Source organism: Ensifer canadensis, from assembly GCF_017488845.2.
Lineage (GTDB): Bacteria > Pseudomonadota > Alphaproteobacteria > Rhizobiales > Rhizobiaceae > Ensifer > Ensifer canadensis.
Genome location: NZ_CP083370.1, coordinates 2,732,831 through 2,759,748 on the forward strand (window position 1 = coordinate 2,732,831; position 26,918 = coordinate 2,759,748).

Annotated in this window: 26 protein-coding genes; 16 read left to right on the forward strand and 10 right to left on the reverse strand. The window is 62.4% G+C overall.

Features of this window, described 5'->3' with window-relative positions:
- Nucleotides 1-20 precede the first annotated feature (20 nt).
- Nucleotides 21-1,334 carry an NAD-dependent dihydropyrimidine dehydrogenase subunit PreA gene (preA, locus tag J3R84_RS13415; RefSeq protein ID WP_025428109.1) on the forward strand — a complete coding sequence of 438 codons (1,314 nt, stop codon included), beginning with the start codon at nucleotides 21-23 and terminating at the stop codon, nucleotides 1,332-1,334.
- A gap of 54 nt (nucleotides 1,335-1,388) precedes the next feature.
- Here the strand turns inward: preA and J3R84_RS13420 are convergent, their stop codons facing one another.
- A complete protein-coding gene (locus J3R84_RS13420; protein WP_025428110.1) occupies nucleotides 1,389-2,411 on the reverse strand; it encodes a zinc-dependent alcohol dehydrogenase family protein in 1,023 nt (340 codons plus the stop codon).
- A 106-nt stretch (nucleotides 2,412-2,517) separates the two neighbouring features.
- Here J3R84_RS13420 and J3R84_RS13425 point away from each other — a divergent pair, with 106 nt between their 5' ends.
- From J3R84_RS13425 to J3R84_RS13440, 4 genes are all read left to right on the forward strand, one after another.
- The gene (locus J3R84_RS13425) at nucleotides 2,518-3,417 is read left to right on the forward strand and encodes a LysR family transcriptional regulator (RefSeq protein WP_025428111.1); all 900 of its coding nucleotides are present in this window, start codon (nucleotides 2,518-2,520) and stop codon (nucleotides 3,415-3,417) included.
- Nucleotides 3,418-3,545: 128 nt separating this feature from the next.
- Complete coding sequence (locus J3R84_RS13430) at nucleotides 3,546-3,704, forward strand: VOC family protein (RefSeq protein WP_143347943.1); 159 nt, start codon at nucleotides 3,546-3,548, stop codon at nucleotides 3,702-3,704.
- A 139-nt stretch (nucleotides 3,705-3,843) separates the two neighbouring features.
- Entirely contained in the window at nucleotides 3,844-5,520 is a 1,677-nt protein-coding gene (locus J3R84_RS13435) for an adenylate/guanylate cyclase domain-containing protein (protein ID WP_203527928.1), read from the forward strand.
- Between the two features lie 48 nt (nucleotides 5,521-5,568).
- Nucleotides 5,569-6,498, forward strand: a complete 930-nt coding sequence (locus J3R84_RS13440; protein ID WP_051509177.1) for a DMT family transporter — start codon at nucleotides 5,569-5,571, stop codon at nucleotides 6,496-6,498.
- Between the two features lie 12 nt (nucleotides 6,499-6,510).
- Here J3R84_RS13440 and J3R84_RS13445 read toward each other — a convergent pair whose 3' ends face one another.
- Nucleotides 6,511-7,164 carry a TetR family transcriptional regulator C-terminal domain-containing protein gene (locus J3R84_RS13445; RefSeq protein WP_025428115.1) on the reverse strand — a complete coding sequence of 218 codons (654 nt, stop codon included), beginning with the start codon at nucleotides 7,162-7,164 and terminating at the stop codon, nucleotides 6,511-6,513.
- A 285-nt stretch (nucleotides 7,165-7,449) separates the two neighbouring features.
- Here J3R84_RS13445 and J3R84_RS13450 point away from each other — a divergent pair, with 285 nt between their 5' ends.
- Nucleotides 7,450-8,700, forward strand: coding sequence for a Zn-dependent hydrolase (locus tag J3R84_RS13450; protein WP_025428116.1), 1,251 nt, complete (start codon nucleotides 7,450-7,452; stop codon nucleotides 8,698-8,700).
- Between the two features lie 82 nt (nucleotides 8,701-8,782).
- On the forward strand, nucleotides 8,783-10,237 hold the full coding sequence (gene hydA / locus J3R84_RS13455; RefSeq protein WP_025428117.1) for a dihydropyrimidinase: 1,455 nt from the start codon (nucleotides 8,783-8,785) through the stop codon (nucleotides 10,235-10,237).
- 98 nt (nucleotides 10,238-10,335) lie between these two features.
- Here hydA and J3R84_RS13460 read toward each other — a convergent pair whose 3' ends face one another.
- Nucleotides 10,336-10,749 (reverse strand): cupin domain-containing protein, encoded by a 414-nt coding sequence (locus tag J3R84_RS13460; RefSeq protein ID WP_025428118.1) that lies wholly within the window; start codon nucleotides 10,747-10,749, stop codon nucleotides 10,336-10,338.
- Between the two features lie 121 nt (nucleotides 10,750-10,870).
- Between J3R84_RS13460 and J3R84_RS13465 the strand changes: the two genes are divergently transcribed.
- The 9 genes from J3R84_RS13465 to J3R84_RS13505 all read left to right on the forward strand — a co-directional run bounded on the left by J3R84_RS13465 (nucleotide 10,871) and on the right by J3R84_RS13505 (nucleotide 21,272).
- On the forward strand, nucleotides 10,871-11,662 hold the full coding sequence (locus J3R84_RS13465; RefSeq protein ID WP_025428119.1) for an ABC transporter ATP-binding protein: 792 nt from the start codon (nucleotides 10,871-10,873) through the stop codon (nucleotides 11,660-11,662).
- A gap of 43 nt (nucleotides 11,663-11,705) precedes the next feature.
- Nucleotides 11,706-12,128, forward strand: a complete 423-nt coding sequence (locus J3R84_RS13470) for a GNAT family N-acetyltransferase (protein WP_225906277.1) — start codon at nucleotides 11,706-11,708, stop codon at nucleotides 12,126-12,128.
- Nucleotides 12,125-12,460 (forward strand): hypothetical protein, encoded by a 336-nt coding sequence (locus J3R84_RS13475; RefSeq protein ID WP_025428121.1) that lies wholly within the window; start codon nucleotides 12,125-12,127, stop codon nucleotides 12,458-12,460. The genes J3R84_RS13470 and J3R84_RS13475 overlap by 4 nt, the downstream gene beginning before the upstream one ends.
- Nucleotides 12,461-12,462: 2 nt before the next feature.
- Nucleotides 12,463-13,347 (forward strand): ABC transporter permease, encoded by an 885-nt coding sequence (locus tag J3R84_RS13480; protein ID WP_025428122.1) that lies wholly within the window; start codon nucleotides 12,463-12,465, stop codon nucleotides 13,345-13,347.
- Nucleotides 13,344-14,213 carry an ABC transporter permease gene (locus tag J3R84_RS13485; protein ID WP_025428123.1) on the forward strand — a complete coding sequence of 290 codons (870 nt, stop codon included), beginning with the start codon at nucleotides 13,344-13,346 and terminating at the stop codon, nucleotides 14,211-14,213. Before J3R84_RS13480 ends, J3R84_RS13485 begins: the two co-directional genes overlap by 4 nt.
- Nucleotides 14,214-14,310: 97 nt before the next feature.
- Nucleotides 14,311-15,303 carry an ABC transporter substrate-binding protein gene (locus J3R84_RS13490; RefSeq protein WP_025428124.1) on the forward strand — a complete coding sequence of 331 codons (993 nt, stop codon included), beginning with the start codon at nucleotides 14,311-14,313 and terminating at the stop codon, nucleotides 15,301-15,303.
- A gap of 536 nt (nucleotides 15,304-15,839) precedes the next feature.
- Nucleotides 15,840-17,027, forward strand: a complete 1,188-nt coding sequence (locus J3R84_RS13495; RefSeq protein WP_025428125.1) for an efflux RND transporter periplasmic adaptor subunit — start codon at nucleotides 15,840-15,842, stop codon at nucleotides 17,025-17,027.
- Nucleotides 17,028-17,041: 14 nt separating this feature from the next.
- Complete coding sequence (locus J3R84_RS13500; protein ID WP_025428126.1) at nucleotides 17,042-20,356, forward strand: efflux RND transporter permease subunit; 3,315 nt, start codon at nucleotides 17,042-17,044, stop codon at nucleotides 20,354-20,356.
- A 235-nt stretch (nucleotides 20,357-20,591) separates the two neighbouring features.
- Complete coding sequence (locus J3R84_RS13505) at nucleotides 20,592-21,272, forward strand: Crp/Fnr family transcriptional regulator (protein ID WP_025428127.1); 681 nt, start codon at nucleotides 20,592-20,594, stop codon at nucleotides 21,270-21,272.
- A 201-nt stretch (nucleotides 21,273-21,473) separates the two neighbouring features.
- On the opposite strand, the gene ureG is transcribed toward J3R84_RS13505, so the two are convergent.
- The 7 genes from ureG to ureC form a co-directional block, all read right to left on the reverse strand.
- On the reverse strand, nucleotides 21,474-22,094 hold the full coding sequence (gene ureG, locus J3R84_RS13510; protein WP_025428128.1) for an urease accessory protein UreG: 621 nt from the start codon (nucleotides 22,092-22,094) through the stop codon (nucleotides 21,474-21,476).
- A 130-nt stretch (nucleotides 22,095-22,224) separates the two neighbouring features.
- Entirely contained in the window at nucleotides 22,225-22,896 is a 672-nt protein-coding gene (locus J3R84_RS13515; protein WP_203527925.1) for an urease accessory protein UreF, read from the reverse strand.
- A complete protein-coding gene (gene ureE / locus J3R84_RS13520) occupies nucleotides 22,889-23,362 on the reverse strand; it encodes an urease accessory protein UreE (RefSeq protein WP_025428130.1) in 474 nt (157 codons plus the stop codon). Before ureE ends, J3R84_RS13515 begins: the two co-directional genes overlap by 8 nt.
- A gap of 1 nt (nucleotide 23,363) precedes the next feature.
- The gene (locus J3R84_RS13525) at nucleotides 23,364-23,660 is read right to left on the reverse strand and encodes a putative quinol monooxygenase (protein ID WP_025428131.1); all 297 of its coding nucleotides are present in this window, start codon (nucleotides 23,658-23,660) and stop codon (nucleotides 23,364-23,366) included.
- 94 nt (nucleotides 23,661-23,754) lie between these two features.
- Complete coding sequence (locus tag J3R84_RS13530; RefSeq protein WP_025428132.1) at nucleotides 23,755-24,294, reverse strand: peroxiredoxin; 540 nt, start codon at nucleotides 24,292-24,294, stop codon at nucleotides 23,755-23,757.
- 195 nt (nucleotides 24,295-24,489) lie between these two features.
- On the reverse strand, nucleotides 24,490-25,191 hold the full coding sequence (locus tag J3R84_RS13535) for a TIGR02117 family protein (RefSeq protein WP_025428133.1): 702 nt from the start codon (nucleotides 25,189-25,191) through the stop codon (nucleotides 24,490-24,492).
- Between the two features lie 13 nt (nucleotides 25,192-25,204).
- Nucleotides 25,205-26,917 (reverse strand): urease subunit alpha, encoded by a 1,713-nt coding sequence (ureC, locus tag J3R84_RS13540; protein WP_025428134.1) that lies wholly within the window; start codon nucleotides 26,915-26,917, stop codon nucleotides 25,205-25,207.
- Nucleotide 26,918: the final 1 nt, after the last annotated feature.

Consider the following 26,918-nt stretch of genomic DNA (forward strand, 5'->3'; position numbering starts at 1 on the left):
CGGATCGGGAGAACGGAACAATGGCTGATCTTCGCAACAATTTTGTCGGCATCAAATCCCCGAACCCGTTCTGGCTGGCGTCCGCGCCGCCGACGGACAAGGCCTATAACGTCGAGCGTGCCTTCAAGGCAGGCTGGGGCGGCGTCGTCTGGAAGACGCTCGGCGAGGAAGGACCGCCTGTCGTCAACGTCAACGGCCCGCGCTACGGCGCAATCTGGGGCGCCGACCGCCGGTTGTTGGGCTTCAACAACATCGAGCTCATCACCGACCGCGACCTTTATGTGAACCTGCGGGAAATGAAGCAGGTCAAGATGAACTGGCCGGACCGGGCCCTGATCGCATCGATCATGGTGCCCTGCGAGGAAGAGGCCTGGAAGGCGATCCTACCGCTGGTCGAAGAAACCGGCGCCGACGGCATCGAGCTCAATTTCGGCTGTCCGCACGGCATGTCCGAACGCGGCATGGGCGCCGCTGTCGGACAGGTGCCGGAATATATCGAAATGGTCGTTCGCTGGTGCAAGCAGTACACGCGCATGCCCGTCATCACCAAGCTGACGCCCAATATCACCGACGTCCGCAAGCCGGCCCGCGCCGCCAAGGCCGGCGGCACCGACGCAGTGTCGCTGATCAACACGATCAACTCGATCGTCTCCGTCGATCTCGACAACTTCGCCCCGAACCCGACGGTCGGCGGCAAGGGTACCCACGGCGGCTATTGCGGCCCGGCGGTCAAGCCGATCGCGCTCAACATGGTCGCCGAAATCGCCCGCGATCCGGAAACCTACGGCCTGCCGATATCAGGCATCGGTGGCATCACCACCTGGCGCGATGCGGCCGAGTTCCTGGTGCTTGGCGCCGGCAACGTGCAGGTCTGCACCGCGGCAATGACCTACGGCTTCAAGATCGTCCAGGAAATGATCTCCGGCCTGTCCGACTGGATGGATGCCAAGGGTCACCGCAACCTCGACGACATCACCGGTCGCGCCGTGCCGAATGTCACCGACTGGCAGTACCTCAACCTCAACTACATCGCCAAGGCCAAGATCGATCAGGATTCCTGCATCAAATGCGGTCGCTGTCACATCGTCTGCGAGGACACCTCGCACCAGGCGATCACCCAGTTCGTCAACGGCGTGCGCCACTTCGAGGTGATGGACGACGAGTGCGTCGGCTGCAACCTCTGCGTCAGCGTCTGTCCCGTCGAGAACTGCATCACCATGGAAGAACTGCCGGCAGGCGCCATGGACCAACGCACCGGCAAGCCGGTCGATCCGAACTATGCCAACTGGACGACGCATCCGAACAATCCGATGGCCCGCCAGGCAGCGGAATGACCAAAACCGACGCCGCCGGATTCTTGTCCGGCGGCGTCGGGAATTGGTGTTCGATCAGACCGCGACCACCACCTTGCCGAAGGCGCCGCGATCGAGATGCGCCAGTGCCTCGCGGAAATCCGCAAACCGATAGCGCGCATCGACCACAGGCTTCAGACCGGTTTGATCGACAGCCGCGACGAGGTCCTCAAGCGCCCGGCGATGGCCGACGCCGATGCCCTGGATGACAGGCGATTTCAACAGCACCAGCGGCGCCGGCGCCGAGATCTCGGCGCCTTCGAGCACCCCGATGACCGAGATCCGTCCCTGCACCGCCACCGCATGCAGCGACCGGCCGAGATTGGCGCCACCGGCAAGCTCCAGGATATGATCGGCGCCGTGATCGCCGGTGATCTCAAGCACACGCTCCACCCAGTCTTCCGACAGGCGGTCGATGCCATGGTCGGCACCGAGCTCGAGGGCGCGATCGAGCTTGTCCCGGCTTGCCGACGTGACGATGACTTCGGCCCCATGCGCCTTGGCGATCTGCAACCCGAACAGCGCGACACCACCCGTCCCCTGCACGACGACGCGGTCGCCGGCCTTCGGCCGCCCCTTCTCGACCAGCGCGTACCAGGCCGTTACACCGGCGCAGGGCAAGGTGCTTGCCTCGCCATCGTCAAGGCTCTTTGGCGCATGGACGAACCAGTCTTGCGGGAACGTGACATATTCCGAAGCAACGCCCGGATTGAGACCGCCGAGCGCAAACGACGTCGGTTGACGGGCCGTTCCCGGCTTTTGACCGTCGATCCAGCTGGGGTCGAAGACGGAAATGACCCGATCGCCGGCCTGAAAGCGCGTCACGTCGCTGCCGACCGCCTCGACGACGCCGGCCATGTCGGAGCCCGGCACGAAGGGGAAGACGAGCGGCATGCCCATGCCGTTTTCGAGCACCAGCTTGTCGCGAAAGTTGAGCGAAAAGGCGGTCGTGCGAACCAGCACCTCGCCCGGCCCCGCCTGTGGGATCGGCCGCTCCGTGAGCTTCAGGTTCTGAGGGCCGAACGCATCGATGGTCCATTCCTTCATCAGTCTCGCCATGGTCTTTCCTTTCATCGGATTTGATCTGATGGAGAAAGCATAGCGTTGAAATTATCTCTCCAGTTGCGATATGATTTCGTCATATTGGTTCCATGAGGGATACAAGATGAGCTACCTGAACGGCGTTTCGGTGTTCGTGGAGGCGGCCGACGCGGGCGGATTTTCCGCCGCCGCCGAAAGGCTCAACCTGTCGCGTTCAGCCGTCGGCAAGACCGTCGCCAAGCTGGAGCAAAGGCTGGGCGTGCGCCTGTTTCATCGCACCACCCGCACCCAGAGCCTGACCGACGAGGGTCAGCTGTTCTACGAAAACTGCCAGAGGGCGCTCAGCGAAATCAGAGCCGGCGAGGCGCTGCTGGAATCCGGCAAACAGGAGATACAGGGACGGCTGCGCCTGTCGATGCCGGTGCATTTCGGCCGCCAATGCATCATGCCGTTGCTGTCGAAACTGCTGCAGCAACATCCACGGCTGGAGTTCGACCTCAACTTCAGCGATCGCAACGTCGACCTTGTCGAGGACGGCTTCGATCTCGCCATCCGCACCGGCCCGCAACGGGATGAGCCCGAACTGATGATGCGCAAGATCGCCGACCAGCGCATGACCGTGTGCGCCTCCCCGGCCTATATCGAAGCGAATGGCGCACCGGAGACGATCGAAGACCTGACGGCGCACCAGGCGATCCTCTATCGGCGCAGCGGACAACCTCTCGCCTGGTCCTTTCCAGTGAAGGCCGGCCAGACGCAGACCGTCACGCCGCCGGCGCGTCTGCGGCTCGACGACCTGACGTCGATCGCCGACGCGGCGGCCGACGGCTTCGGCATCGCCTGGCTGCCTTGCTGGCTGGTGGGCAACCGCATCGCTTCCGGCTCGCTCGTGCAGATACTCGCCGATGTGCCCGCTCTGTCCTACGGCACCTATGTCGTCTGGCCGAAAACCCAATATATGCCGCCAAAGCTGCGGCTGCTCATCGATACCCTTGCCGCGCGGCTGCCGCCCATGATGGAATGACGCCAACGGCTATCCCTGTTGCGAGCGGAGGCGTCGGAAGCCAAGCAAGGAGGCAACGCGCCGGCAGCACCGTCTTCGCCCCGTTCAAGCGCGACACCGACTGTTTCGGCCAAAGCCAACAGATGTGGATGCTGAACTTCCGCGTCGACGCCATGACGGAGCAGCTTCGTACTGCGGGCATCGAGGTGACAGCCGACCCGCAAACCTATCCGAACGGCCGCTCCGCCAGGCTCTACGACCCCGAAGGCAACCCGATCGAGCTTTGGCAGCCGAACCCCGCCGAATAGCGCCAGTGGCCAATGACGCGCAAGACACGATAACGAAACAGATTGTGTAGAAAAGGTAAGTTGTCGGCGTATGCGATCTGGATAATAAAGGGGGAAATAACCGAAGCCGGTGTTTCGCCGGCAGAGCTGGGCTCGCTATTTGACGATCATTTCCGCCAATAGACGCAAGCGCATTCACCTCGTTTCCGGGGCAGTGCTTGGTACGTTCATCCTTGCCCATTTTCTCAACCATTCGCTCGGACTGATCTCCATCGATGCCATGGAGTCCGGCCGCAAGGTCTTCAACGTCGCCTGGCACAGCGTGCCCGGCACGGTGCTGCTCTATGGTGCGCTGCTTGCGCATTTCATGATGGCACTCGATAGCCTGTATCGCCGCCAGACGCTGCGCATGCCGATGCGCGAAGCGCTCAAGATCGTCTTCGGCCTCAGCCTGCCCTTCCTGCTGCTGGGCCACGTGACCGCCGCACGGGTCGAACCGCTTTTGACCGGAGTGGAGGCCGATTATCCCGGCATGCTGCGGGCGCTCTGGTCCAGCTGGACCAATGCCACTCGCCAATCTCTCGCCCTTTTGCTCGCCTGGAGCCACGGCTGCCTCGGCGCCTGGTTCTGGATGCGCGGACGGACCTGGTTTCCGCGCTACGAGGTCCCGCTCTACACGATCGCGATCCTCGTGCCGATCTTCGCGCTTCTCGGCTTCTTCAGCGGCGCCCGCTCGGTCGAGCGCGTCTATGCGGAGCATGGCGGCTATGGCGACAGCGCTGAAGCCAAGCCGGCCTTCGATGTCGACCTGCTCGAGAATATCCGGCTCGGTCTCTATCTCGGCTTTGCCGGGCTGATCGTCGGCACGTTTGCCCTGCGCGTCCTGCCCAAGGGTGGGCGCATCCGCGTGCGCTACCCCGATGGCCGTGTCGCCACCGTCAATCTCGGCTTCAGCGTGCTGGAGGCAAGCCGCGCCGCCGGCATCCCGCATGTCTCGGTCTGCGGCGGTCGCGGCCGCTGCTCTACCTGCCGCGTGCGCGTGATTCAGGGTCTCGAAGGCCAGCCGGGGCCGGAAGATGCCGAGCTGACGACGCTGACACGGATCGGCGCACCCGACAATGTCCGCCTTGCCTGCCAGTTCCGTCCGATCCACAACGTCACCGTCGTGCCTATCCTCGATACCGACAGCATCGGCATCAAGAAGCAGCTGGTGCGCCAGGATGGCGAGGGGCGCGAGCGGCGTATCGCCGTGCTCTTCTGCGACCTGCGCGGCTTCACCAGCATCGCCGAGCATAAGCTGCCCTTCGATACGGTCTTCCTCCTCAACCGCTATTTCGAGATGGTCGGCGAGGCGGTGGAGGATTCCGGTGGGGTCATCGACAAGTTCATCGGCGATGGCGCGCTGGCAATCTTCGGCCTGAAGAACTCGTTTACCGAGGCCTGCCAGCAATCGCTTGCAGCCGCGGTGCGCATTTCCAAGGGCATCGATGCTCTCAACCAGACCTTCCAGGGCGAGCTCGACGAGCCGCTGCGGATCGCGATCGGTATGCATGCCGGCCCAGCCATCATCGGCGAGATCGGCTATGGACAGGCGACGTCTCTGACTGCCGTCGGCGATACCATCAATACGGCAAGCCGGCTCGAAGGCCTTGCCAAGGAACACGACGCCCAACTCGCCGTTTCGGCCGAGCTCGTCAATCGCGCCGGTGTGGTGATGGAGGCGCACAAGCGGCTCGACATCAGCCTTCGCGGACGCCAGGCGACCCTCGAAACCTGGATCGTCGAAGATGCCGGCGATATCGCCAAGGCCTTGCAACCCTCACCCGCTCCGGCTTAGGTGTATGGGCGCTCGCTCGAGTCTTCAGCACCGGATCCGGAAGCCAGCATGAAACAGGATGTCTCGCCGAAAACGGCGCACCAGAGCCACGCCAAGGGCGTCGAAAAGCTCAAGGCGCATCTGGCGATGCTGACCTTTTCGGCGCTCATCGCCGGTTCCTTCTCCTTCGGCGGATTGGCGGCACAGCACATGGGCGCCGGCCCGCTGACGCTCTGGCGCTATCTCTTGACCGTCGTGGTGCTTGGCGTGCTCACCTTCGGTTACGCCAGGGTGCCGTTTCGGATCCCCAGGCAGTTGTGGCGCTTCCTCATCCTCGGCGGGCTGATCGCCGTCTACATGCTGACGATGTTCAAGGCGCTGGAATTCACCGACCCGGTGTCGACGGGCGCCGTCTTCACGCTGATGCCGCTCTTGAGCGCGGGCTTTGCCTTTCTACTGCTCAGCCAGCACACCCGTCCCGGCGTGCTCGCAGGCCTGATCATCGCAGCACTTGGCGCCGTCTGGGTGATCTTTCGCGCCAACATCCAGGCAATCCTCGCCTTCGACATCGGCCAGGGCGAGCTGATCTTCTTCGTCGGCGTCATCTGCCACGCGATCTACGTGCCGCTGATCCGCAAGTTCGACCGCAAGGAAAACCCCTTCGCCTTCGGCTTCTGGGTTGCCGCCTGCACCGTGCCGTGGCTGCTTGTACCCGGCGCCGCAGGCCTTGCCAGCACCGACTTTCCAAGCCTGCCGGCCATCGTCTGGATCGCCGTCGCATATTTGGCCGTCGTCACCACCGCGATCACCTTCCTCCTGCTGCAATACGCATCCCTGCGCCTGCCATCGTCGAAAGTGCTCGGCTACGGCTATCTGACGCCCAGCTTCATCATTCTGCTTGAGGGCATTCTCGGTCACGGCTGGGTCAGCCTGCCGGTTCTCGCCGGGGCACTGACGACGGCCTGCGGGCTGGCGTTGATGGCATTGCTGCCGGATTGATCCCAACGGCGCTCAGGCGGCAGGCTGTTCGCTCACCTGCAGCCCGTCGACGAACAGGCGCTCGAGAAACCGCGCCGCATCCTCGAACCGACCCTCGCCGGAATTGCCCTGCCCGAGCACGGCGCGCACCTGCACGTCGAAGTCGGCATAATGCTGCGTCGTCGACCAGATCGCGAAGATCAGGTGGTAGGGGTCGCATTTGGCGATCTTGCCGGCTTTGGTCCAGGCGCGGATGACCTCCGCCTTCTCATCGACAAGCTCCTTCAGCGGCCCCTTGAGTTCGTCTTCGATATGCGGCGCGCCTTGCAGGACCTCATTGGCGAAGAGCCGGCTTTCGCGCGGGAAATCGCGCGCCATCTCCAGCTTCCGCCGGATGTAGCTGCGGATCTCGGTAACCGGGTTTCCCTCGGCGTCGAAGGCACGCAACGGATCAAGCCAGGTATCGAGCACGCGATCGATCAGCGCGCGGTGCATCGCTTCCTTGGTGCGGAAATAATAGAGCAGGTTCGGCTTCGACATGCCGGCCACATCGGCGATCTGATCGACGGTCGCGCCGCGAAAGCCGTTCGCCGAAAACACCTCCAGCGCTGCCTCCAGAATGCGCTCTTCCTTCTCCTCCTGGATGCGTGTACGCCTCTGGGTCTTGGCCGCTCTCGGAAGTACCATTTCGCCCCCTGCAGGTGCCTGCGCGTTCATCCGCACAGGTCGTATCTGCCCAAATTTCGGCGCCGCCATCTTTTCGGGCAACAACTTCGTTTTTTTGTTTTTCCGACTTGAGTGCCGCAACGGAAGTTGTAATGTTTTACCAACCGGTCAAATTATCAGCCAGTTCGCCAGCAAAGGCAACGACTGATCGAAGGGCACCAGAAAAAACCAAGCCTGGATTTGACCAAGGGAACGTGAGGGGCATGCACCACCCAAGGTGCCGCCCAAAAAAATGAGGAGACCGCCGTGGCAGCACCTGGCGAGAACATGCGCGTCAATGCCGACCGCCTGTGGGATACGTTAATGGACATGGCCAAGATCGGCCCGGGCATCGCCGGCGGCAACAACCGCCAGACGCTGACCGACGAGGATGGCGAGGGCCGCAAGCTCTTCCAGTCCTGGTGCGATCAGGCCGGCCTGACCATGGGCGTCGACACCATGGGCAACATGTTTTTCACCCGGCCCGGCACCGACCCGGATGCCCTTCCTGTGTATGTCGGCTCTCATCTCGATACCCAGCCGACCGGCGGCAAGTTCGACGGCGTGCTCGGCGTGCTCTCGGGCCTCGAGGTCGTGCGCTCGATGAACGATCTCGGCATCAAGACCAGGCACCCCATTGTCGTCACCAACTGGACCAACGAGGAAGGCGCGCGCTTTGCGCCGGCGATGCTCGCCTCCGGCGTTTTTGCCGGCGTGCACAGCCAGGAATTTGCCTACGCCCGCAAGGACCCGGAAGGAAAGGCCTTCGGCGACGAACTGAAGCGCATCGGCTGGGTCGGCGACGAAGAGGTCGGCGCCCGCAAGATGCACGCTTATTTCGAATATCACATCGAGCAAGGCCCTATCCTCGAGGCCGAAAACAAGGATATCGGCGTCGTCACCCATTGTCAGGGCCTGTGGTGGCTGGAGTTCACACTGACCGGGCGCGAGGCGCATACCGGCTCGACCCCGATGAACATGCGCGTCAATGCCGGCCTGGCCATGTCGCGGATCATCGAGATGGTTCAGGGCGTGGCGATGGAAAACCAGCCGGGCGCCGTCGGCGGCGTCGGTCAGGTGGTCTTCTCGCCCAACTCGCGCAACGTGCTGCCCGGCAAGGTCGTCTTCACCGTCGATATCCGCTCGCCCGACAAGGCCAAGCTCGACCGCATGCGCGCCAAGATCGAGGCGGAAGCGCCTGAGATCGCCGATGCGCTCGGCGTCGGCTGCTCCGTCGAGGCCATCGGCCACTTCGAACCGGTGACCTTCGATCCGAAACTCGTCACTGCCGTGCGCAACGCCGCCGAAAGGCTCGGCTACAGCCACATGAACCTGATCTCAGGTGCCGGACACGATGCCTGCTGGGCAGCCAAGGTCGCGCCCGCGACCATGGTCATGTGCCCCTGCGTCGGAGGCCTCAGCCACAACGAGGCGGAGGACATCTCAAAGGAGTGGGCCGGCGCCGGCGCCGACGTCCTCTTCCACGCCGTCGTTGAAACGGCCGAAATCGTCGAATGAGTTTGCGGGCGGGACGAAAGTTCCGCCCTTTTTCGTGGCGGCCCAAGGGCCACCGGAAGCACAATCGCGAGGATGAAAATCAATGAGCACTGTCATCAAGGGTGGAACCATCGTCACCGCCGATCTGACCTACAAGGCGGACGTGAAGATTGAAGACGGCAGGATCATCGAGATCGGCCCGGACCTCAAAGGCGACGAAACGCTCGACGCCAGCGGCTGTTTCGTCATGCCCGGCGGCATCGACCCGCACACCCACCTCGAAATGCCCTTCATGGGTACCTACTCTTCCGACGATTTCGAAAGTGGCACCCGGGCAGCACTCGCCGGCGGCACGACCATGGTCGTGGATTTCGCCCTGCCCTCGCCCAACCAGTCGCTGCTCGAAGCGCTGGATATGTGGCACAACAAGTCGACCCGCGCCAACTGCGACTATTCCTTCCACATGGCGATCACCTGGTGGAGCGAGCAGGTCTTCAACGAGATGGAGACCATCGTCAGGGACAAAGGCATCAACACCTTCAAGCACTTCATGGCCTATAAGGGCGCGTTGATGGTCGACGACGACGAGATGTTCTCGTCCTTCCAGCGCTGTGCCGGCCTGGGTGCGCTGCCGCTCGTCCACGCGGAAAACGGCGACGTGGTTGCCCAATTGCAGGCGAAGCTGCTGGCGGAAGGCAACAACGGCCCGGAGGCGCATGCCTATTCGCGGCCGGCCGAAGTCGAGGGCGAGGCAACCAACCGGGCGATCATGATCGCCGACATGGCGGGCAGCCCGGTCTACATCGTCCACACCTCCTGCGAACAGGCGCATGAAGCAATCCGCCGAGCCCGCGCCAAGGGCATGCGCGTCTTCGGCGAACCGCTGATCCAGCACCTGACGCTCGACGAAACCGAATATTTCAACAAGGACTGGGACCACGCCGCCCGCCGCGTGATGTCGCCGCCGTTCCGCAACAAGCTGCACCAGGATAGTCTCTGGGCCGGCCTCGCATCCGGTTCGCTGCAGGTGGTCGCGACCGACCATTGCGCCTTTACCTCAGAGCAGAAGCGCTCCGGCGTCGGCGATTTCACCAAGATCCCCAATGGCACCGGCGGGCTTGAAGATCGCATGCCGATGCTGTGGACCCACGGCGTCAACACCGGCCGCATCACCATGAACGAGTTCGTGGCCGTCACGTCGACGAACATCGCCAAGATCCTCAACATCTACCCGAAGAAGGGCGCTGTTCTCGTCGGCGCCGACGCCGACCTGGTGGTCTGGGATCCGAAGCGGTCGAAGACGATCTCGGCCAAGAACCAGCAGTCGGCGATCGACTACAACGTCTTCGAGGGCAAGGAAGTAAAGGGCCTGCCGCGTTACACGCTGACGCGCGGCGTCGTCGCCATCGAGGAAAACACGGTCAAGACGCGCGAGGGCCATGGCGAATTCGTCCGCCGCGATCCGTTCCCGGCCGTCAGCACCGCGCTCACCACCTGGAAGGAAGTCACCGCCCCCCGCGCCGTCCAGCGCAGCGGCATCCCGGCAACAGGCGTGTGATCCCCGTGCTTCACGGCCTGCACGTCTTCCCACCACTCTGTCCCACCGGACATGTTCCGCCGCACCGGCGGGACGCTTCGGCGCGTTTGCTGGTCGCGTCACCCGGGCACGAGAGCGTCAAGCTCCGGCAAGAGGACGACGCTTTCCTGCCCATTGGGGTCGGTGCGGGCGATCACGGCCGAACAGGGTGCATCGGAGAGGTTTGCCGGCAGGTGCGGCACGCCGGCCGGAATGTAGAACATCTCGCCGGCGCGAACGACGGCATGCTCCTCGAGCCGCTCGCCGAACCAAGTGTGCGCCTCGCCCGACAGCACGTAGATCGCCGTCTCATGGTCCTCGTGCAGATGCGCCTTGGCACGGGCGCCGGGCGGGATTGTCAGGAGGTGCATGCAGATGCCGGTCGCCCCAACGGTTTCCGCCGCGATGCCCTCGAAATAGCTGAGCCCCTGCTTTCCGGCATGTCCGCTGCCGGGGCGAACCACGCGACAGCCAGGATTGGATGATCGAGACATGACTGTTCTCCAGAATTCCCTGAAAAACCAGCAGCAAACGGCTCCGCTTACAAATCCGCGATTGCATGTTGCCGGTCCGGATAGCAGTCTGACACAGCCAAGCCAGAATGAGTATTCGCCGATGACGTCCAATACCGCATCCGTGGTTTCGGCCCGGGACCTCTGTCTGACCTTCGAGACCGCCGACGGCCCGGTGAACGCCCTGACCGGCGTCAATCTGGATGTGACCAAGGGGGATTTCGTTTCCTTCATCGGCCCCTCCGGCTGCGGCAAGACGACGTTCCTGCGCGTCATCGCCGATCTGGAAAAGGCGACCTCCGGTACGATCACCGTCAATGGCATGACGCCCGAGGAAGCGCGGCGGCAACGCGCCTACGGCTATGTCTTTCAGGCGGCCGCCCTCTATCCCTGGCGCACCATCGAGAAGAACATCGCCCTGCCGCTCGAAATCATGGGCTACAACAGGCAGGAGCAGAAGGCGCGCATCGACCGCACGCTGGATCTCGTCAACCTCGCCGGTTTCGGCAAGAAATACCCATGGCAACTGTCGGGCGGCATGCAGCAGCGCGCGTCGATCGCCCGCGCGCTTGCCTTCGACGCCGATCTTCTCCTGATGGACGAGCCCTTCGGCGCGCTTGACGAGATTGTTCGTGATCATCTGAACGAGCAGCTGTTGAAGCTCTGGGCCCGTACCAACAAGACCATCTGTTTCGTCACGCATTCCATTCCCGAAGCGGTCTATCTCTCCACCAGGATCGTGGTGATGAGCCCTCGCCCCGGCCGCGTCACCGACATCATCGAATCGCCCTTGCCGCGAGAGCGCCCGCTCGGCATTCGCGAAACGCCTGAGTTTCTCGAGGTCGCCCATCGCGTGCGCGAGGGCCTGAGAGCGGGGCACAGCTATGAGGAATAGCGGGGCGTCTTCGACCATTTGCCGTCCTGCAACACGGGCCGACATGAGTGCCTGCGCCGACATTCTCAACCGCTGGATCGACGCGACGCCGTGGATGCCGCGGATACACCAGCATGCCGACGTCGAGCGATATTATCTCGAGACGGTCTTTCCCGAGCGGACCGTGATCGTTGCCGAGCGCAACGACCGGGTCGCAGGCTTCATGGCGCTCTCAAGTGATCATTATGTGACGGCGCTTTATGTCGACGACGTCCACCGCGGCGTGGGCGTCGGCAGCAATCTGCTCAAGACCGCGAGGTCGCTGTCCGCAACAGAGTTGAACCTCTGGACCTTCGAGGCAAACGGCAACGCCCAGCGCTTCTACGAACGCCAGGGCTTCTCTGCCGTAAGCCGCACCGATGGCGACAACGAGGAAGGCCTGCCTGACATTCTCTACCATTGGCGTGGAGCGGGGGTACGGCCATGAACCTTGCCTATGTCCTCTGGCTGCTGCTTGCCACGACCATTTTTCTCGGCGGCGCGACGGCTTCGCGCGCCTATGTCTCCAACAGCCATGTCGGCGTGCTGGTTCTGGCCCTCGGGCTCTACATGGTCGGCAACATCATCATGGTGAAGCTGATGCGCGACGGCGGGCTTGGCCTTGCAATCTCGTTGTCAGCCATCGTGCAATTGGTTCTCGTCAACATCATTGCCTTTGCCGTCTTCGGCGAAAAGCTGAGCCTCACCCAGGCGGCCGGCGTCATGCTCGGCATCGCCGCCATGGGCCTGATTTTGCTGCCGGCAAGCGGAAAGGCATGACGATGAGAGAAGAAAGCTTCCTCAGGGACAAGCTCTTGCCAGTCGGCACCGTCGTCGCGCTGTTGATCGTGGTCTGGTACATTGCAGTCGTGTTCCTGAACGCGCCGTTCGAGCGCGACACCGCTGCCCGCGCCGGCACCGAGATCAGTTTCTCGCAGATCGTTCACAACACCATGGCGCAGGAGCGCCCCGTTCTGCCGGCACCGCACCAGGTTATCGCCGAGATCTGGGATACGACCGTCAACAAGCCGATCACCTCGAAACGCAGCCTGGTCTATCACGCCTGGATCACGCTTTCGGCCACTCTGCTCGGTTTCGGCATCGGCGCTGTACTCGGCATTCTCCTGGCCATCGGCATCGTGCACAACCGCGCCATGGACCGGTCGCTGATGCCCTGGGTGATCGCCAGCCAGACGATCCCGATCCTCGCCATCGCGCCGATGATCATCGTCGTCCTCAACGCGATCGGCATCTCCGGGCTTTTGCCGAAGGCGCTGATCTCGACCTATCTCTCGTTCTTCCCCGTGGTCGTCGGTATGGTGAAGGGCCTGCGCAGCCCCGAGGCGATCCAACTCGATCTGATGCACACATACAATGCCTCGCAAGCGCAGGCCTTCTGGAAGCTGCGCTGGCCGTCATCGATGCCCTATCTCTTCACCTCGCTGAAGGTTGCCGTCGCAATTTCGCTCGTCGGCGCCATCGTCGGCGAACTGCCGACAGGTGCCGTAGCCGGCCTCGGCGCGCGCCTGCTCGCCGGTTCCTATTATGGCCAGACGGTGCAGATCTGGTCGGCGCTGTTCATGGCGGCAGCGCTTGCGGCGGTGCTGGTCATGATCGTCGGCTTTGCACACACCGCCGTCCTGAAGCGCATGGGGGCCAAGCCATGAATCTTCCGATCCTGATTGGTGCCGTCGTCTTCTGGCTTGCGGCCTGGGCCTTCAACGAATGGCTGGTGCGCCAGCGGTTTCAAAGCGAAGCCGCCAACCGGGCCGCACATTTCGCCGTACCGCTCCTCTTCGGCATCACCCTGCTGGTGCTCTGGGAAGGCATCGTGCGCGGCTTTTCCGTACCCTCCGTCCTGCTGCCGGCACCGTCGATGATCTGGCAGCGCCTGATCAACTCGCTGCCAACACTGGCGGCAGACTTCCGCCAGACATTCCTGAAGGCGGTGCTAACAGGCTATGCCCTCGGTTGCGGCCTTGGTTTCGTCGTCGCCATCCTCATCGATCGCTCGCCATTCCTGCAAAAGGGGCTGCTGCCGCTCGGCAACTTCGTCTCGGCGCTGCCGGTCATCGGCGTTGCGCCGATCATGGTCATGTGGTTCGGCTTCGACTGGCAGTCCAAGGTCGCCGTCGTCGTCATCATGACGTTCTTCCCGATGCTGGTGAACACCATCGCCGGACTGGCAGCGTCCAGCCACATGGAGCGCGACCTGATGCGCACCTATGCCGCCTCCTGGTGGCAGACGCTCGTCAAGCTGCGCCTGCCGGCCGCCTGGCCGTTCATCTTCAACGCGCTCAAGATCAACTCCACCCTGGCGCTGATCGGCGCCATCGTCGCCGAATTCTTCGGGACACCCATTGTCGGCATGGGGTTCCGGATCTCCACGGAAGTGGGCCGCATGAACGTCGACATGGTCTGGGCCGAAATCGCCGTCGCGGCGGTGGCAGGTTCGGCCTTCTACGGGGTGGTGGCGCTCATCGAGCGCGCCGTCACCTTCTGGCATCCTTCCATTCGCGGAGGGCGCGCCTGAGAACACCGTGGAGCAATTCCAGGAAAAGTGTGAAACGGTTTTCCGTCCCGAATTGCCTACTTCAAACACAATGAAACAAAAACAAGAGGGAACTGACATGAACAAGAGACTTGCATCGCTTCTCGCCGCAGGCGTCTTTTCGCTCGCAGCATTCCATGCCGAAGCCGCCGACAAGGTGACACTGCAGCTGAAATGGGTCACGCAGGCGCAGTTTGCCGGCTACTACGTCGCCAAGGACAAGGGCTTCTACGAAGAAGAAGGGCTCGACGTCGATATCAAGCCCGGCGGCCCGGATATCGCGCCCGCGCAGGTGATTGCCGGCGGAGGCGCCGACGTCGTCGTCGACTGGATGCCGTCAGCCCTTGCCACCCGCGAAAAGGGCGTGCCGCTCGTCAACATCGCTCAGCCGTTCAAGAAGTCGGGCATGATGCTGACCTGCCTCAAGGAGAGCGGCGTCACCAGCCCGGACAAGTTCAAGGGACACACGCTTGGCGTCTGGTTCTTCGGCAACGAGTATCCGTTCCTGTCGTGGATGTCGCATCTGAAGATCCCGACGGACGGCGGCCCGGAAGGCGTGACCGTCCTGAAGCAGGGCTTCAACGTCGATCCGCTGATCCAGAAGCAGGCGGCCTGCATCTCGACCATGACCTACAACGAGTACTGGCAGGTCATCGATGCCGGCATCAAGCCGGACGATCTCGTGACATTCCAGTATGAAGACCAGGGCGTGGCGACACTCGAAGATGGCCTCTACGTGCTCGAAGACAAGCTCAAGGATGCGGCCTTCAAGGAAAAGATGGTCAAGTTCGTGCGCGCCTCGATGAAGGGCTGGAAGTATGCCGAACAGAACCCGGATGAAGCAGCCGACATCGTTCTCGAGAATGACTCAACCGGTGCCCAGACCGAAAAGCACCAGAAGCGCATGATGGGCGAAGTGGCCAAGCTGACCGCCGGTTCGAACGGCGCCCTGGATGAAGCCGACTACAAGCGCACCGTGCAGTCGCTGCTTTCGGGCGGTTCCGATCCGGTCATCTCCAAGGAGCCGGAAGGCGCCTGGACGCACGAGATCACCGACGCCGCGTTGAAGTAGGAAGAAAACAAACCGAATGACAGAAGAGGGTCGCGCGACAGCCATCGCGCGGCCCTCTTCCGTTTGCGTGCAGGCCTTTCATGGCCCGCTAAGGTTGCCTCGAATTTCCGGGCGTGGGGGTGGCAATTCGGGGCCAACGGGCCGTTGATGCGCCTCGATTGTCAAGATCGTGTCGAGATTGCAACCAAGATTGCAGAACGGAAGAAATATTGAGGAACCATCACTTCACCGCACTTGTAAGCAGATGATGTGAAGATTACATAGGCGCGGATGTTTGTTGGAGGCAAGCAACACGGAGGAGTTGATTTTTCCGAATAGTTTGCCTGCGGGAGCCTCTCCCCGTCCTGCCCGCGCTCACGGTCTGATACCGTGCGAGTGGCGCATGAATGAAAATGGCCGTGCGCCTATGCCTTGTTTCGCTTAATCCGCGAAGACAAGCGTCGGCGAAACTGAAAATCGCTTGATTGCATTGGGATCCGGCCTGCGAAGGCACAGTTCCTTTTTATGTCGTTTCCGTTGCCAGGATTGTAAAGCCGATGGCTCAGAAAGTATTACCTGCTCTCAGCGTTTGCGTTGCGATGATGATTGCTCCGTTTTCAAGTGCATTTGCCGAGGAACCAGCCAAGGCGCAGCCCGCGCAGAGCCTGCCGTCGATCGTCGTGACCGAGGCAGTCGATCAGTCGATCAGCGATCGCGTCGTTGCAACCGGGACGATACAGGCGGTTGAGCAGATCTATGTCGCGCCGCTGGTCGAGGGCTTGTCGATCCGCTCGCTCAATGTCGATATCGGCGACAAGGTCGAAGCAGGCAGCGTGCTGGTGGTTCTCAACGACGACGCGCTGCGGCTTGAAAAAAGCCAGCTCGAAGCGGCGCTCGCCAAGGCGGAAGCCGGGCTGGCGCAGCTCACCGCTCAACTTAGCGAAGCAAAGGCCAATTCCGAAGAAGCGACACGCGTCAGCGATCGCAACGCGGAGCTTGCCAAGAACGGCACCGTTTCGACGGCGGAAGCCGATCGCGTCCGCGCTCTTGCCGCGGCCACCCGTGCCCGGGTCCGCTCCGCCGAACAGGCCGCTGCGGTCTCCAAGGCCGATATCAAGGTGGCGCAGTCCCAGATCGACGACATCGATCTTCGCCTCACCCGCACCGAGGTCAAGGCCCCGGTCGCCGGCGTCATTTCCGCCAAGAACGCCAAGATCGGTGCGATCGCCAATGGCAGCGGCGAACCGCTGTTTGCGATGATCCGCGATGGCGCGATCGAGATGAAAGCGGATGTCGCCGAAGCCGACATCATCAAGCTTGCCGTCGGCCAGCCGGCGACGATCACGCTTGCCGGCGGGAACACCAAGGTCGAGGGCGCCATCCGCCTGATCGCCCCGACGGTCGATCCCGTTTCCCGGCTCGGCACCGTGTTCATCAGCCTCAAGGACACCGCCAAGGCACGCTCCGGCATGTATGCCAGCGCCATCATCACCGCCGAAGAGAAAACAGCTGTCGTTCTGCCGCAAACGGCGGTTACCAATGAGAACGGCAAGACCATCGTGCGCAAGGTCGACAACGGTGTGGTCAACATCATCCCGGTGACGACCGGCATCTCCGATGGCAAGTTCGTCGAGGTGGTCGAGGGGTTGAAGGCCGGCGAAGAGGTTGTCGCCAGGGCCGGCGCCTATGTGCGCGACGGCGACCGCATCAACCCCGTCAAACCAGCGCAACCAGCGACCAACTGACAGGAACCGTGACCATGAACTTCTCAGCCTGGTCCATCCGAAATCCGATCGCTCCGATCCTCGCCTTCTTCGTGCTGCTGGTGCTCGGCTATCAGTCGTTCTTCAGCCTGCCGATCACCCGCTTCCCCAACATCGACGTGCCGATCGTGTCGATCAGCGTGGCGCAGAGCGGTGCCTCGCCGGCCGAACTCGAAACCCAGGTCACCAAGGAAATCGAGGACGCGGTCGCCAGCGTCACCGGCGTCGACCATATCCAGTCGACGATCAACGACGGCACATCGACCACGGCCGTGATCTTCCGTATGGAAGTACCCACGACCCAGGCCGTCCAGGACGTCAAGGACGCCATCGACCGCATCCGCGGCGACCTGCCCACCTCGATCGAAGAGCCCATCGTCTCCAAGGTCGACGTCGAAGGCCAGGCGATCCAGAGCTTCTCCGTCTCTGCACCGGGCATGTCGCTGGAAGAGCTCTCGTGGTTCGTTGACGACGTCATCAAGCGCGAAATTCAGGGCAAGAGCGGCATCGGCCGGGTCGATCGCTACGGCGGTGCCGACCGCGAGGTTCGCGTCGAGCTTAGCGAGGACAAGCTGAATTCGCTGGGGATCACCGCCGCCGACGTCAATGGCCAGCTTCGACGCATGAACATGGACCTGGGCTCCGGCCGCGGTCAGGTGGGCGGCAGCGAACAGGCGATCCGTACGCTCGGCGACGCCCGCAATGTCGACCAGCTTGCCAACACGATGATCTCGGTGCCAAGCGGTCGCTTCGTGCGTCTTTCCGAACTCGGCACCGTGACCGATACCTATGAGGAGCCCCGCTCCTTTTCGCGCTTCAACGGCAATCCCGGCGTCACCTTCGCGGTCTTCCGGGCCAAGGGTGCCAGTGAAGTCAGCGTTGCCGAAACCGTTGCCAAGTCGCTGGAAAAGATCCGCGCGGCCAACCCTGACGTCACCATCGAGATGGTCGACGATTCCGTCTACTTCACCTACGGCAACTATGAAGCGGCCCTGCATACGCTGATGGAAGGCGCACTGCTTGCCGTCATCGTCGTCATGCTGTTCCTGCGAAACTGGCGCGCCACGCTGATTTGCGCCGTCGCCCTGCCGCTCTCGGCGGTACCGACCTTCTGGGTCATGGAACTGCTCGGCTTCTCGCTCAATCTCGTCAGCTTCCTGGCGCTGACGCTGGCGACCGGCATTCTCGTCGATGACGCGATCGTCGAGATCGAGAACATCGAGCGGCATATCCATATGGGCAAGTCGCCCTATCGGGCGGCGATCGAAGCAGCAGACGAAATCGGCCTTGCGGTTATCGCGACCACGTTCACGATCATCGCGGTGTTCATACCGGTGTCGTTCATGCCGGGCATCGTTGGCCAGTACTTCATCCAGTTCGGCCTGACTGTCGCCGTCTCGGTGTTCTTCTCGCTGCTGGTTGCACGGCTGATCACGCCCGTCATGGCCGCCTATCTGATGCGTCCATCCAAACTTGATGGACATCATCTCGAAGACGGCTACCTGATGCGCAAGTATACGCGCCTGGTTCATGCAACCACGAAGCGCTGGTACATGCGCTACCTAACGGTGCTCATCGCCATCGGCGTCACCGTGGCCTCCATGGCCGCGCTGTTCCTGTTCGTGCCCGGCGGCTTCCTGCCCCCGGACGACACGTCGCGCGTCAGCCTCTCCGTCGAACTGGCCCCGGATGCCATGCTCGAAGACACGGACCGCACGACCGCGCAGATCTATGAGAGGGTCAAGGACCTCGAGGGCGTGGACAGCGTCTTCGTGCTCGGCGGTGCCTCACCCAAGGGCGACCTGGAACTGCGCCGGGCTACCGTGACGGTGCTGCTGGAAAAGCGCGACCACTCGCTTCTCAACAAGATCGTCAACGACGTCATTGGCGGCCTGCCGGTCATCGGCCAATACCTGCCGAAGCTTGAGCCAGATGGCCGCATCATTCCTCAGGCCCAGATCGAAAAGGAAATCTTTGCCCGCGTCCGGGATATTCCGGACGTCCGGGTCATCAAGCTCAACGACCGCGGTGAGCGAGAGCTGTCCTTCAACCTGCTCTCGAACAACGAGACGGATCTGGACCAGGCCGTTGCAATTCTCGAAGCCAAGCTGCGCAGCGATCCACTCCTGGCCAATGTCAGCCCTGACGGCGCCCTGCCCCGTCCAGAGTTGCAGATCCGTCCGCGTGACGAGCAGATGTCACGCCTTGGCATTACCACCGCGCAAATCTCGGAAGTCATCCGTGTTGCCACAATCGGCGATATCGACGCGGCGCTGACGAAGATTGCCCTCGATGGTCGGCTCATACCGATCCGCGTCCAGATCAACCGTGACTTCCGCACGGATATCGCCGCGATCCGCAACCTGAAGATCCAGACCGCTTCGGGCTTGACGGTGCCGCTGTCGAGCGTTGCCGATATCAACTATTCAGAAGGCCCGAGTTCGATCAAACGTTACGATCGCAACCGTGTCGTTGCACTTGGCGCCGATCTCCCGATCGGCGTGGCGCTGAACACCGCCTCTGCACGGTTCGAGCAGATTGCAAACGATGCCGAGATGCCGAGCACGGTTCAACTCCTCAAGAGCGGTGACGCCGAGGTCGAGGAGGAGATGCAGGAAAGCTTCGTCAATGCCATGCTGCTCGGCCTGATGCTGGTGCTGGTGGTGCTGATCCTGCTGTTCAAGGATGTGATCCAGCCCTTCACCATCCTGTTCTCGCTGCCGCTTGCCATGGGCGGTGTCGCTGCCGGCCTGATCCTGACGCAGAACTCGCTGTCGATGCCGGTTCTGATCGGTATCCTCATGCTGATGGGCATCGTCACCAAGAACGCGATCCTGCTGGTCGATTTCGGTATCGAGATGATGCACCACGGCATGGATCGCACGCAGGCAATGATCGAAGCGGGCCGCAAGCGCGCCCGCCCGATCATCATGACCTCGATCGCCATGTCGGCGGGCATGCTGCCCTCAGCACTCGGCGTCGGCGAAGGTGGTTCGTTCCGGGCGCCGATGGCGATCGCGGTCATCGGCGGCATCATCGTCTCGACGATCCTCAGCCTCGTCGTGGTACCGTCCTTCTTCCTGATCATGGATGATCTGTCGCGCCTGCTCGCCTGGATCTTCGGCCGCCTCGTCGGCAAGAAGGACGAGGAAAACCTGCCGCTCGACCGCGAGGCGTTGACCGAATTCGTCAACGACCAGGGCAAGACGATCGAGGGCCTGGAAGAGCGCCTGAAAACGATTGAGGACGGGCAGTCGAAAGGCAAGCAAACGGGCAAGGTAATCAATCATCCGGCGCTCGCTGCCGAATAGTGGCCAAAAATCACCTGAAAATCGGGCCCGCACCCACCGGTGCGGGCTTTTTTGTGAGAATTGTTTGATCGAGGTCAATTGACGTTTCAAAAGCCCGGTTACCCTGACACCAGAGCATTTCCAGGAAAGTGCGAAGCAGCTTTTCGTCGGGAGATGCGTAAAAACGGGGAGCAAGAGCGTTTTCGTGCTCCTTCTAAGGCGGAAACGCTCTAGACTTTACCTCAGGGCCGGTGTGATGAAGACCTTGCGATTGAACTCGAATGACAGAGCGGTGCTGCTGGGCTCCCGCTTCTTCGAGAAGCTGTCACCGACAGCATCCGATGCCGTTCTCGAAGGCGCCGTCGTAACGAACCACGAAGAACACGACATTCTGTTTCATCAGGACGAACCCATTGACAGCGTCTTCTGCGTCCTGTCCGGCCTTGTGCGCGTCTACCGGCTCGGCAAGGATGGGCGCGAGGCCGACATCGCCGTCTTTCCAAAGGGTGAGCTCTTCGGTGAAAGCGCCATGTTCCTCGGGCACCGCGCCACCGCCAACGCACAGGCCATCGGGTCCTCGACCATCGCCCGCCTCGACAGCCGCAATCTGCGCAAGCTCGCCGAGCAGCATCCGGATATTGCCCAGGCGCTGATGGAGCTGCTCTGCCGTCATGGCCAGATGGCCGAGGACTGCCTGGCAGAGGATCGTCTTCTGACGGCGCCACAGCGGGTCGCGAGCTACATCCTCGGTCACTGCCCGGATGGCTCGACGACCTTCTCGTTCCGGCTGCCGTTCCAGAAGAATGTGCTGGCGGGCAAGCTGGGCCTGGCGCCAGAGGCGCTGTCGCGGGCCTTTTCGGCTCTTCGCCGCTCCGGCGTCACCGTTAAAGGACGCATGATCGAGATCCACGACCGTCAGGCGCTGGAACGGTTCTAGAGCATTTCCAGGAAAAGTGCGAAGCGGTTTTCCGTCCGGAAATGCGTAAAAACAAAGAGATAGAGCGTTTGTGCGGTTCCGTCTAAATCGGAAGCGCTCTAGCTAGCGGTCGCAGCAGGCCACAACGCAAAAGCGGAATCTCGTCGCCCACGATCACGAAGGACGACCATTCCTCCCTGTGGCCCCGGCTCGACCCAGGCGCTACCTCGAGCTAAGCCCGCCATGCAGCGTCAGGAAATCGACGATCCGGTTGACGCCGTCGCCGCGTTTCATGTCGGTGAAGACAAAGGGCTTTTCCGCCCGCATCCGGGTCGCGTCACGATCCATGACGTCGAGGTCGGCGCCGACATAGGGCGCCAGATCCCGCTTGTTGATGACAAGCAGGTCAGATTTGGTGATGCCCGGCCCGCCCTTGCGCGGGATTTCCTCGCCCTGGCAGACGGAGATGACATAGATCGTCAGGTCGGCCAGATCAGGCGAGAAGGTGGCGGCCAGATTGTCGCCGCCGGATTCGATGAAGACGATATCGAGATCGGGAAAGCGACGGTTGAGATCGGCGATTGCCTGCAAGTTGATTGTCGCATCCTCGCGGATAGCCGTGTGCGGGCATCCGCCGGTCTCGACGCCGACGATGCGGTCCGACGGCAGCGCCTGCATGCGCACCAGCGCTTCGGCATCTTCCTTGGTGTAGATGTCGTTGGTCACGACCGCGACCGAGTAATTCTCCCGCATCGCCTTGCAGAGCTTGTCCGTCAGCGCCGTCTTACCCGAACCGACAGGCCCGCCGATGCCGACACGCAGGGGACCATTCTTCGATGCCATGTGACGTTCCTTTCTAGAGCATTTCCAGGAAAAGCGTGAAACCTTCTCCGCTAGGAAACGCGTAAAAACAAAGAGATAGAGCGTTTCCACGTCTCCGTCCGAACTGGAAACGCTCTATGGCCGCGCACGCTTACGAGCGGAACAGCCGCGAATGCAGGGTCTCGTGTCTGAGAGATGAAATATCGGCTGCGATCGTGGCCGAGCCAAGGTCTTCCAGCGATGCGGCGCTCGCCTTTCGCGCCACTGCAGCGATGGTCGGCTCAAGGGCTGCGATCAGCCCGACGCCGTCACGTTGGCCGGTGACGCCGCAGCGAATGGCCACCGATACGGCATTGGATACGGACGCATGCAGATAGGCGGCAATCGCCGGCTCGAGGCCTGTGGCGTGGGCACCCGCAACCGCACCGACGGCGACCGGATAGGCGGTTCTTTCTCCCAGCCGATCGAGCACGGTGTGCGGCCAATGCCGCGCTGCCGCCAGAAAGGCTTCGCCCTGCAGCATGGTTTCCATGTGCCGTTCGCAATTTGCCGCCATCGCCTCGGCAAGCTCGATCACGGATTGAAGCTGCACCGGCTCGCCGAAACCGCGATAGGCTTCGCCAAGCAGCACCGCATCGTTCCAGCCGGATCCGTGGCAAAGAAGCGTCTCCAGCCACAGCCGCAGGCTCTCGATATCGCTGACATGGCCATCGTGAACTGCCTGCTCCAACCCGTTCGAATAGGAGAAGGCGCCGACCGGGAAAGCCGGCGACAGCCAGGTCACGAGGCGAAGCAGCGCCTGCGTGTCGACCCGTTCAGCCATGGTGATGGTGGTGGCCGTGATCGTGGCCTCCGGCCGCGTGATAAGCGCCGCGCAGCGGATGGAACGGCTCGGAGATTTCGACGACCGCCGCCCCCAGCCCCTCAAGCATCGCCCGAATGACCGGATCGCGGGAAATCAGGATGCGGCCTGTCTCGATCTGCGCCGGGAGGTGGCGATTGCCCAGATGCCAGGCCAGTTCGACGAGATGCAACGGGTCGCGCGGACGGATCTCGTAAAGCGCTTCGGATGCCGCAACGATGCGGATATGACCGCCACCCTCGAGCACCAGCAGGTCGCCGTCGGCCAGCATCACCGCTTCCTTCAGGTCAAGCATGACGACATCGTCGTTTTCGAGATGCAGCAGCTTGCGGCGCAGATGCCGCGCATCGTGGGCCAAGGTGATGCTGTGCAACGGCGCCTCGTCCCTGGGTCCGGGCGAAAGTACCTCGGTCGACCGATAGGGCATCTCAGAGCACCTCGACCTTTTCCGGGTGCACGAGCTCGATGCGCGCTTCGACCAGCAGATCCGCCGTCGCGACCTGGAACGCCTTCAGATGCGGCTCGGCAAAATGGGCGTCGACCGCGGCCTTGTCCTTCCAGGTTTCGACAAACACCAGCGCGTCGGGATCGGCAGGCTTTTGATAGAGCTCGTAGCTGATGCAGCCTGCCTCCCGCCGCGTTCCTTCGATCAGGGGCTCGGCCAGCGTCAGGATTTCCACGCCCTTGCCCGGGTGCGCCGTCAGATATGCAATAATGTAAACCATTGAACCCTCGACATCTTTTCTGCCTGGCACTGTAGCAAGAAAAAACCCCGGCGCTAGCACCGGGGTTTCAAAAATCGATCCGTCGTCAGCCGGATCAGGCTGCGAGCTTCTGCGACTTCAGCGTCTCGAGAATGTTCTGCGGCGAGGAAACGCCGTAGGGATCGCTGTCGCAATTGTCGGAGTAGCCTTCCTCTTCGAACCACTGTTCGACGACACCGTTGTTGACAACGGCAGCATAGCGCCAGGAGCGCATGCCGAAGCCGAGATTATCCTTGGCGACGAGCATGCCCATCTTGCGGGTGAACTCGCCCGAGCCATCGGGGATCAGCTTGACGTTCTCGAGGCTCTGCGACTTGCCCCAGGCGTTCATCACGAAGGCGTCGTTGACCGAGATGCAGTAGATTTCGTCAACGCCTTCGGAGCGGAACTCGGCCGTCAGCTTTTCGAAGTCGGGCAGCTGGAAGGTCGAGCAGGTGGGCGTGAAGGCGCCCGGCAGCGAAAACAACACGACACGCTTGCCGGCGAAGTAATCGTCGGAGGAAACGTCGTGCCAACGGAACGGGTTGGAGCCGCCGACGGCTTCATCGCGAACGCGGGTGCGGAACGTTACGGAGGGTACTTTTCTGCCGAGCATGGTCATCTCCTTCAGTGCAGGCACTCGATTGCGAGCGGCCTTGGGAGAACAGTCGCGATCGAGGAAAATATCAGCTCGTTTCCTACCGGAAATTCCGCTGCGGTGCAGCACGAAAGGCGTCGATTCACACCCGCGCATGGCAGACATGCGACAAGCGCATGCCTGTGGCGATCCCGAACCGGCGCGGACAATGTCTCAGTTGTGTAGCCGCAGGGACAGGCCAAGAGTGGAAGGCAAGGGATTCCAGAACCCCGTCTGCAGTCCGGCTTCTCTCAATGCCCGCGCCGTCCAGGTGTTGCATCCAAACAGTGCATTGAAGCTGCCCTCCGCCTCAAAGAAGCGGTCGGCATAACCATAGGAAAAGCCCTCGATCGGAAAGACGGCGCCGCCGTTCCTGGCAAAGCTTCCGGAGATGAACGTCATCAGCTTCTCGAACTCGGCGCGCTTGAGGTCAACGCTCGTAACCGACGGCTGGGGTTCGACGATCGCCCCGGCAATATCGACATGCATAACGGAACGGTCGAGCGCCAGCGCCCTCAAGACCGGCATTGGCTTCAGCTCCGACCATGTCGGCGTTTCCAGGTAGAACGAGCGGCCACCCCAGCCGAAGATCAGCCATCGCGCCTCCGGGTGATCCAGAGGCACGCCTGCCTCGCCGGCGAAGGCAAACCGCGTCCGCGTCTCGTCATTGAGGGGAATGGCGATATCGGTGTGGATCGGACTGGCGAGGATCAGGACGCGTTCGCCGGCAACAGCCGGCTCAACCGCAGCGGCCGTGGCCGTCTTCGGCAACAGCGGTCGCGGCACGACCATCCCGAGGACGACTGCCAGGACAAGACCCGACACCCCGTAGGCGGTCCACTTGAAGGCCCGCCAGCTACCGCTTTTTCGAGACAAAATCGTTTGCCGCTCAGAACAGGAAATAACGCTGCGCCATCGGCAGAACCGTCGCCGGCTCGCAGGTGAGGAGCTCGCCATCGGCCCGCACTTCGTAGGTCTCCGGATCGACCTCGACATGCGGCGTCAGGTTGTTGTGGATCATCGATGCCTTGCCGATGCCGCCGCGGGTGTTCTTGACGGCGACGAGCTGTTTGGCAACGCCGAGCCTGGCCGCCAACCCGCCATCGAGCGAGGCCTGCGAGACGAAGGTGACGGAGGAGTTCGTGCGGCTCTTGCCATAGGCGCCGAACATCGGCCGGTAGTGCACCGGCTGCGGCGTCGGGATCGAGGCGTTGGGGTCGGCCATCGGTGCTGCGGCGATCGTTCCGCCGATCAGCACCATGTCGGGCTTGACGCCGAAGAAGGCCGGTTTCCAGAGGACGAGGTCGGCGCGCTTGCCGACTTCGAGCGAACCGATCTCATGGCTGAGGCCATGGGCGATCGCCGGGTTGATGGTGTATTTGGCGATATAGCGTTTGACCCGGAAATTGTCGTTGTCGCCGGTTTCCTGCGGCAGCGCGCCGCGCTGGCGCTTCATCTTGTCGGCCGTCTGCCAGGTGCGGATCGCCACCTCGCCGACGCGGCCCATCGCCTGGCTATCGGACGAGATGATCGAGAACGCACCGATATCGTGCAGGATGTCTTCGGCGGCGATCGTCTCCTTACGGATCCGGCTTTCGGCAAAGGCGATATCCTCGGGGATCGACGGCGACAGGTGATGGCAGACCATCAGCATATCCAGGTGCTCGGCCAGCGTGTTCTTGGTGTAGGGTCGGGTCGGGTTGGTCGACGACGGAATGACGTTCGGCTGGCCGCAGATCTTGATGATATCCGGCGCATGGCCGCCACCCGCCCCTTCCGTGTGGAAGGCATGGATCGTGCGGCCCTTGATCGCCGCGATCGTGTCCTCGACGAAACCGCTCTCGTTCAACGTGTCGGTGTGGATCATCACCTGCACATCGTACTCGTCGGCAACACCAAGGCAGCAGTCGACGGCAGCCGGCGTCGAGCCCCAATCCTCGTGCAGCTTCAGCGAGGTCGCGCCCGCAAGCACCATCTCGACCAGCGCGGCGGGCAGCGAGGCATTGCCCTTGCCGGCAAAGGCAAGGTTCATCGGGAAGGCGTCCGCAGCCTCGATCATGCGGGCGAGATGCCAGGGCCCGGGCGTGCAGGTGGTCGCGAGCGTGCCATGCGCCGGCCCCGTGCCGCCGCCGAGCATGCAGGTGAGCCCGCTCATCAGCGCTTCCTCGATCTGCTGCGGGCAGATGAAGTGGATATGGCTGTCCATGCCGCCGGCGGTGACGATCTTGCCCTCGCCGGCGATCACCTCGGTGCCCGGACCGACGATGATCGTCACGCCAGGCTGCATATCGGGATTGCCGGCCTTGCCGATCGCCGCGATGCGCCCGTCCTTCAGCCCGATATCCGCCTTGACGATGCCCCAGTGGTCGACGATCAGCGCGTTGGTGATCACGGTGTCGACCGCACCCGCCGCTCGCGTCACCTGGCTTTGGCCCATGCCGTCGCGGATCACCTTGCCGCCGCCGAACTTCACTTCTTCGCCATAGGTGGTGAAATCCTTCTCCACCTCGATGAACAGTTCCGTGTCGGCCAGCCGAACCTTGTCGCCGACCGTCGGGCCGAACATGTTGGCATAGGCCGCGCGCGACATTTTGTAGGGCATG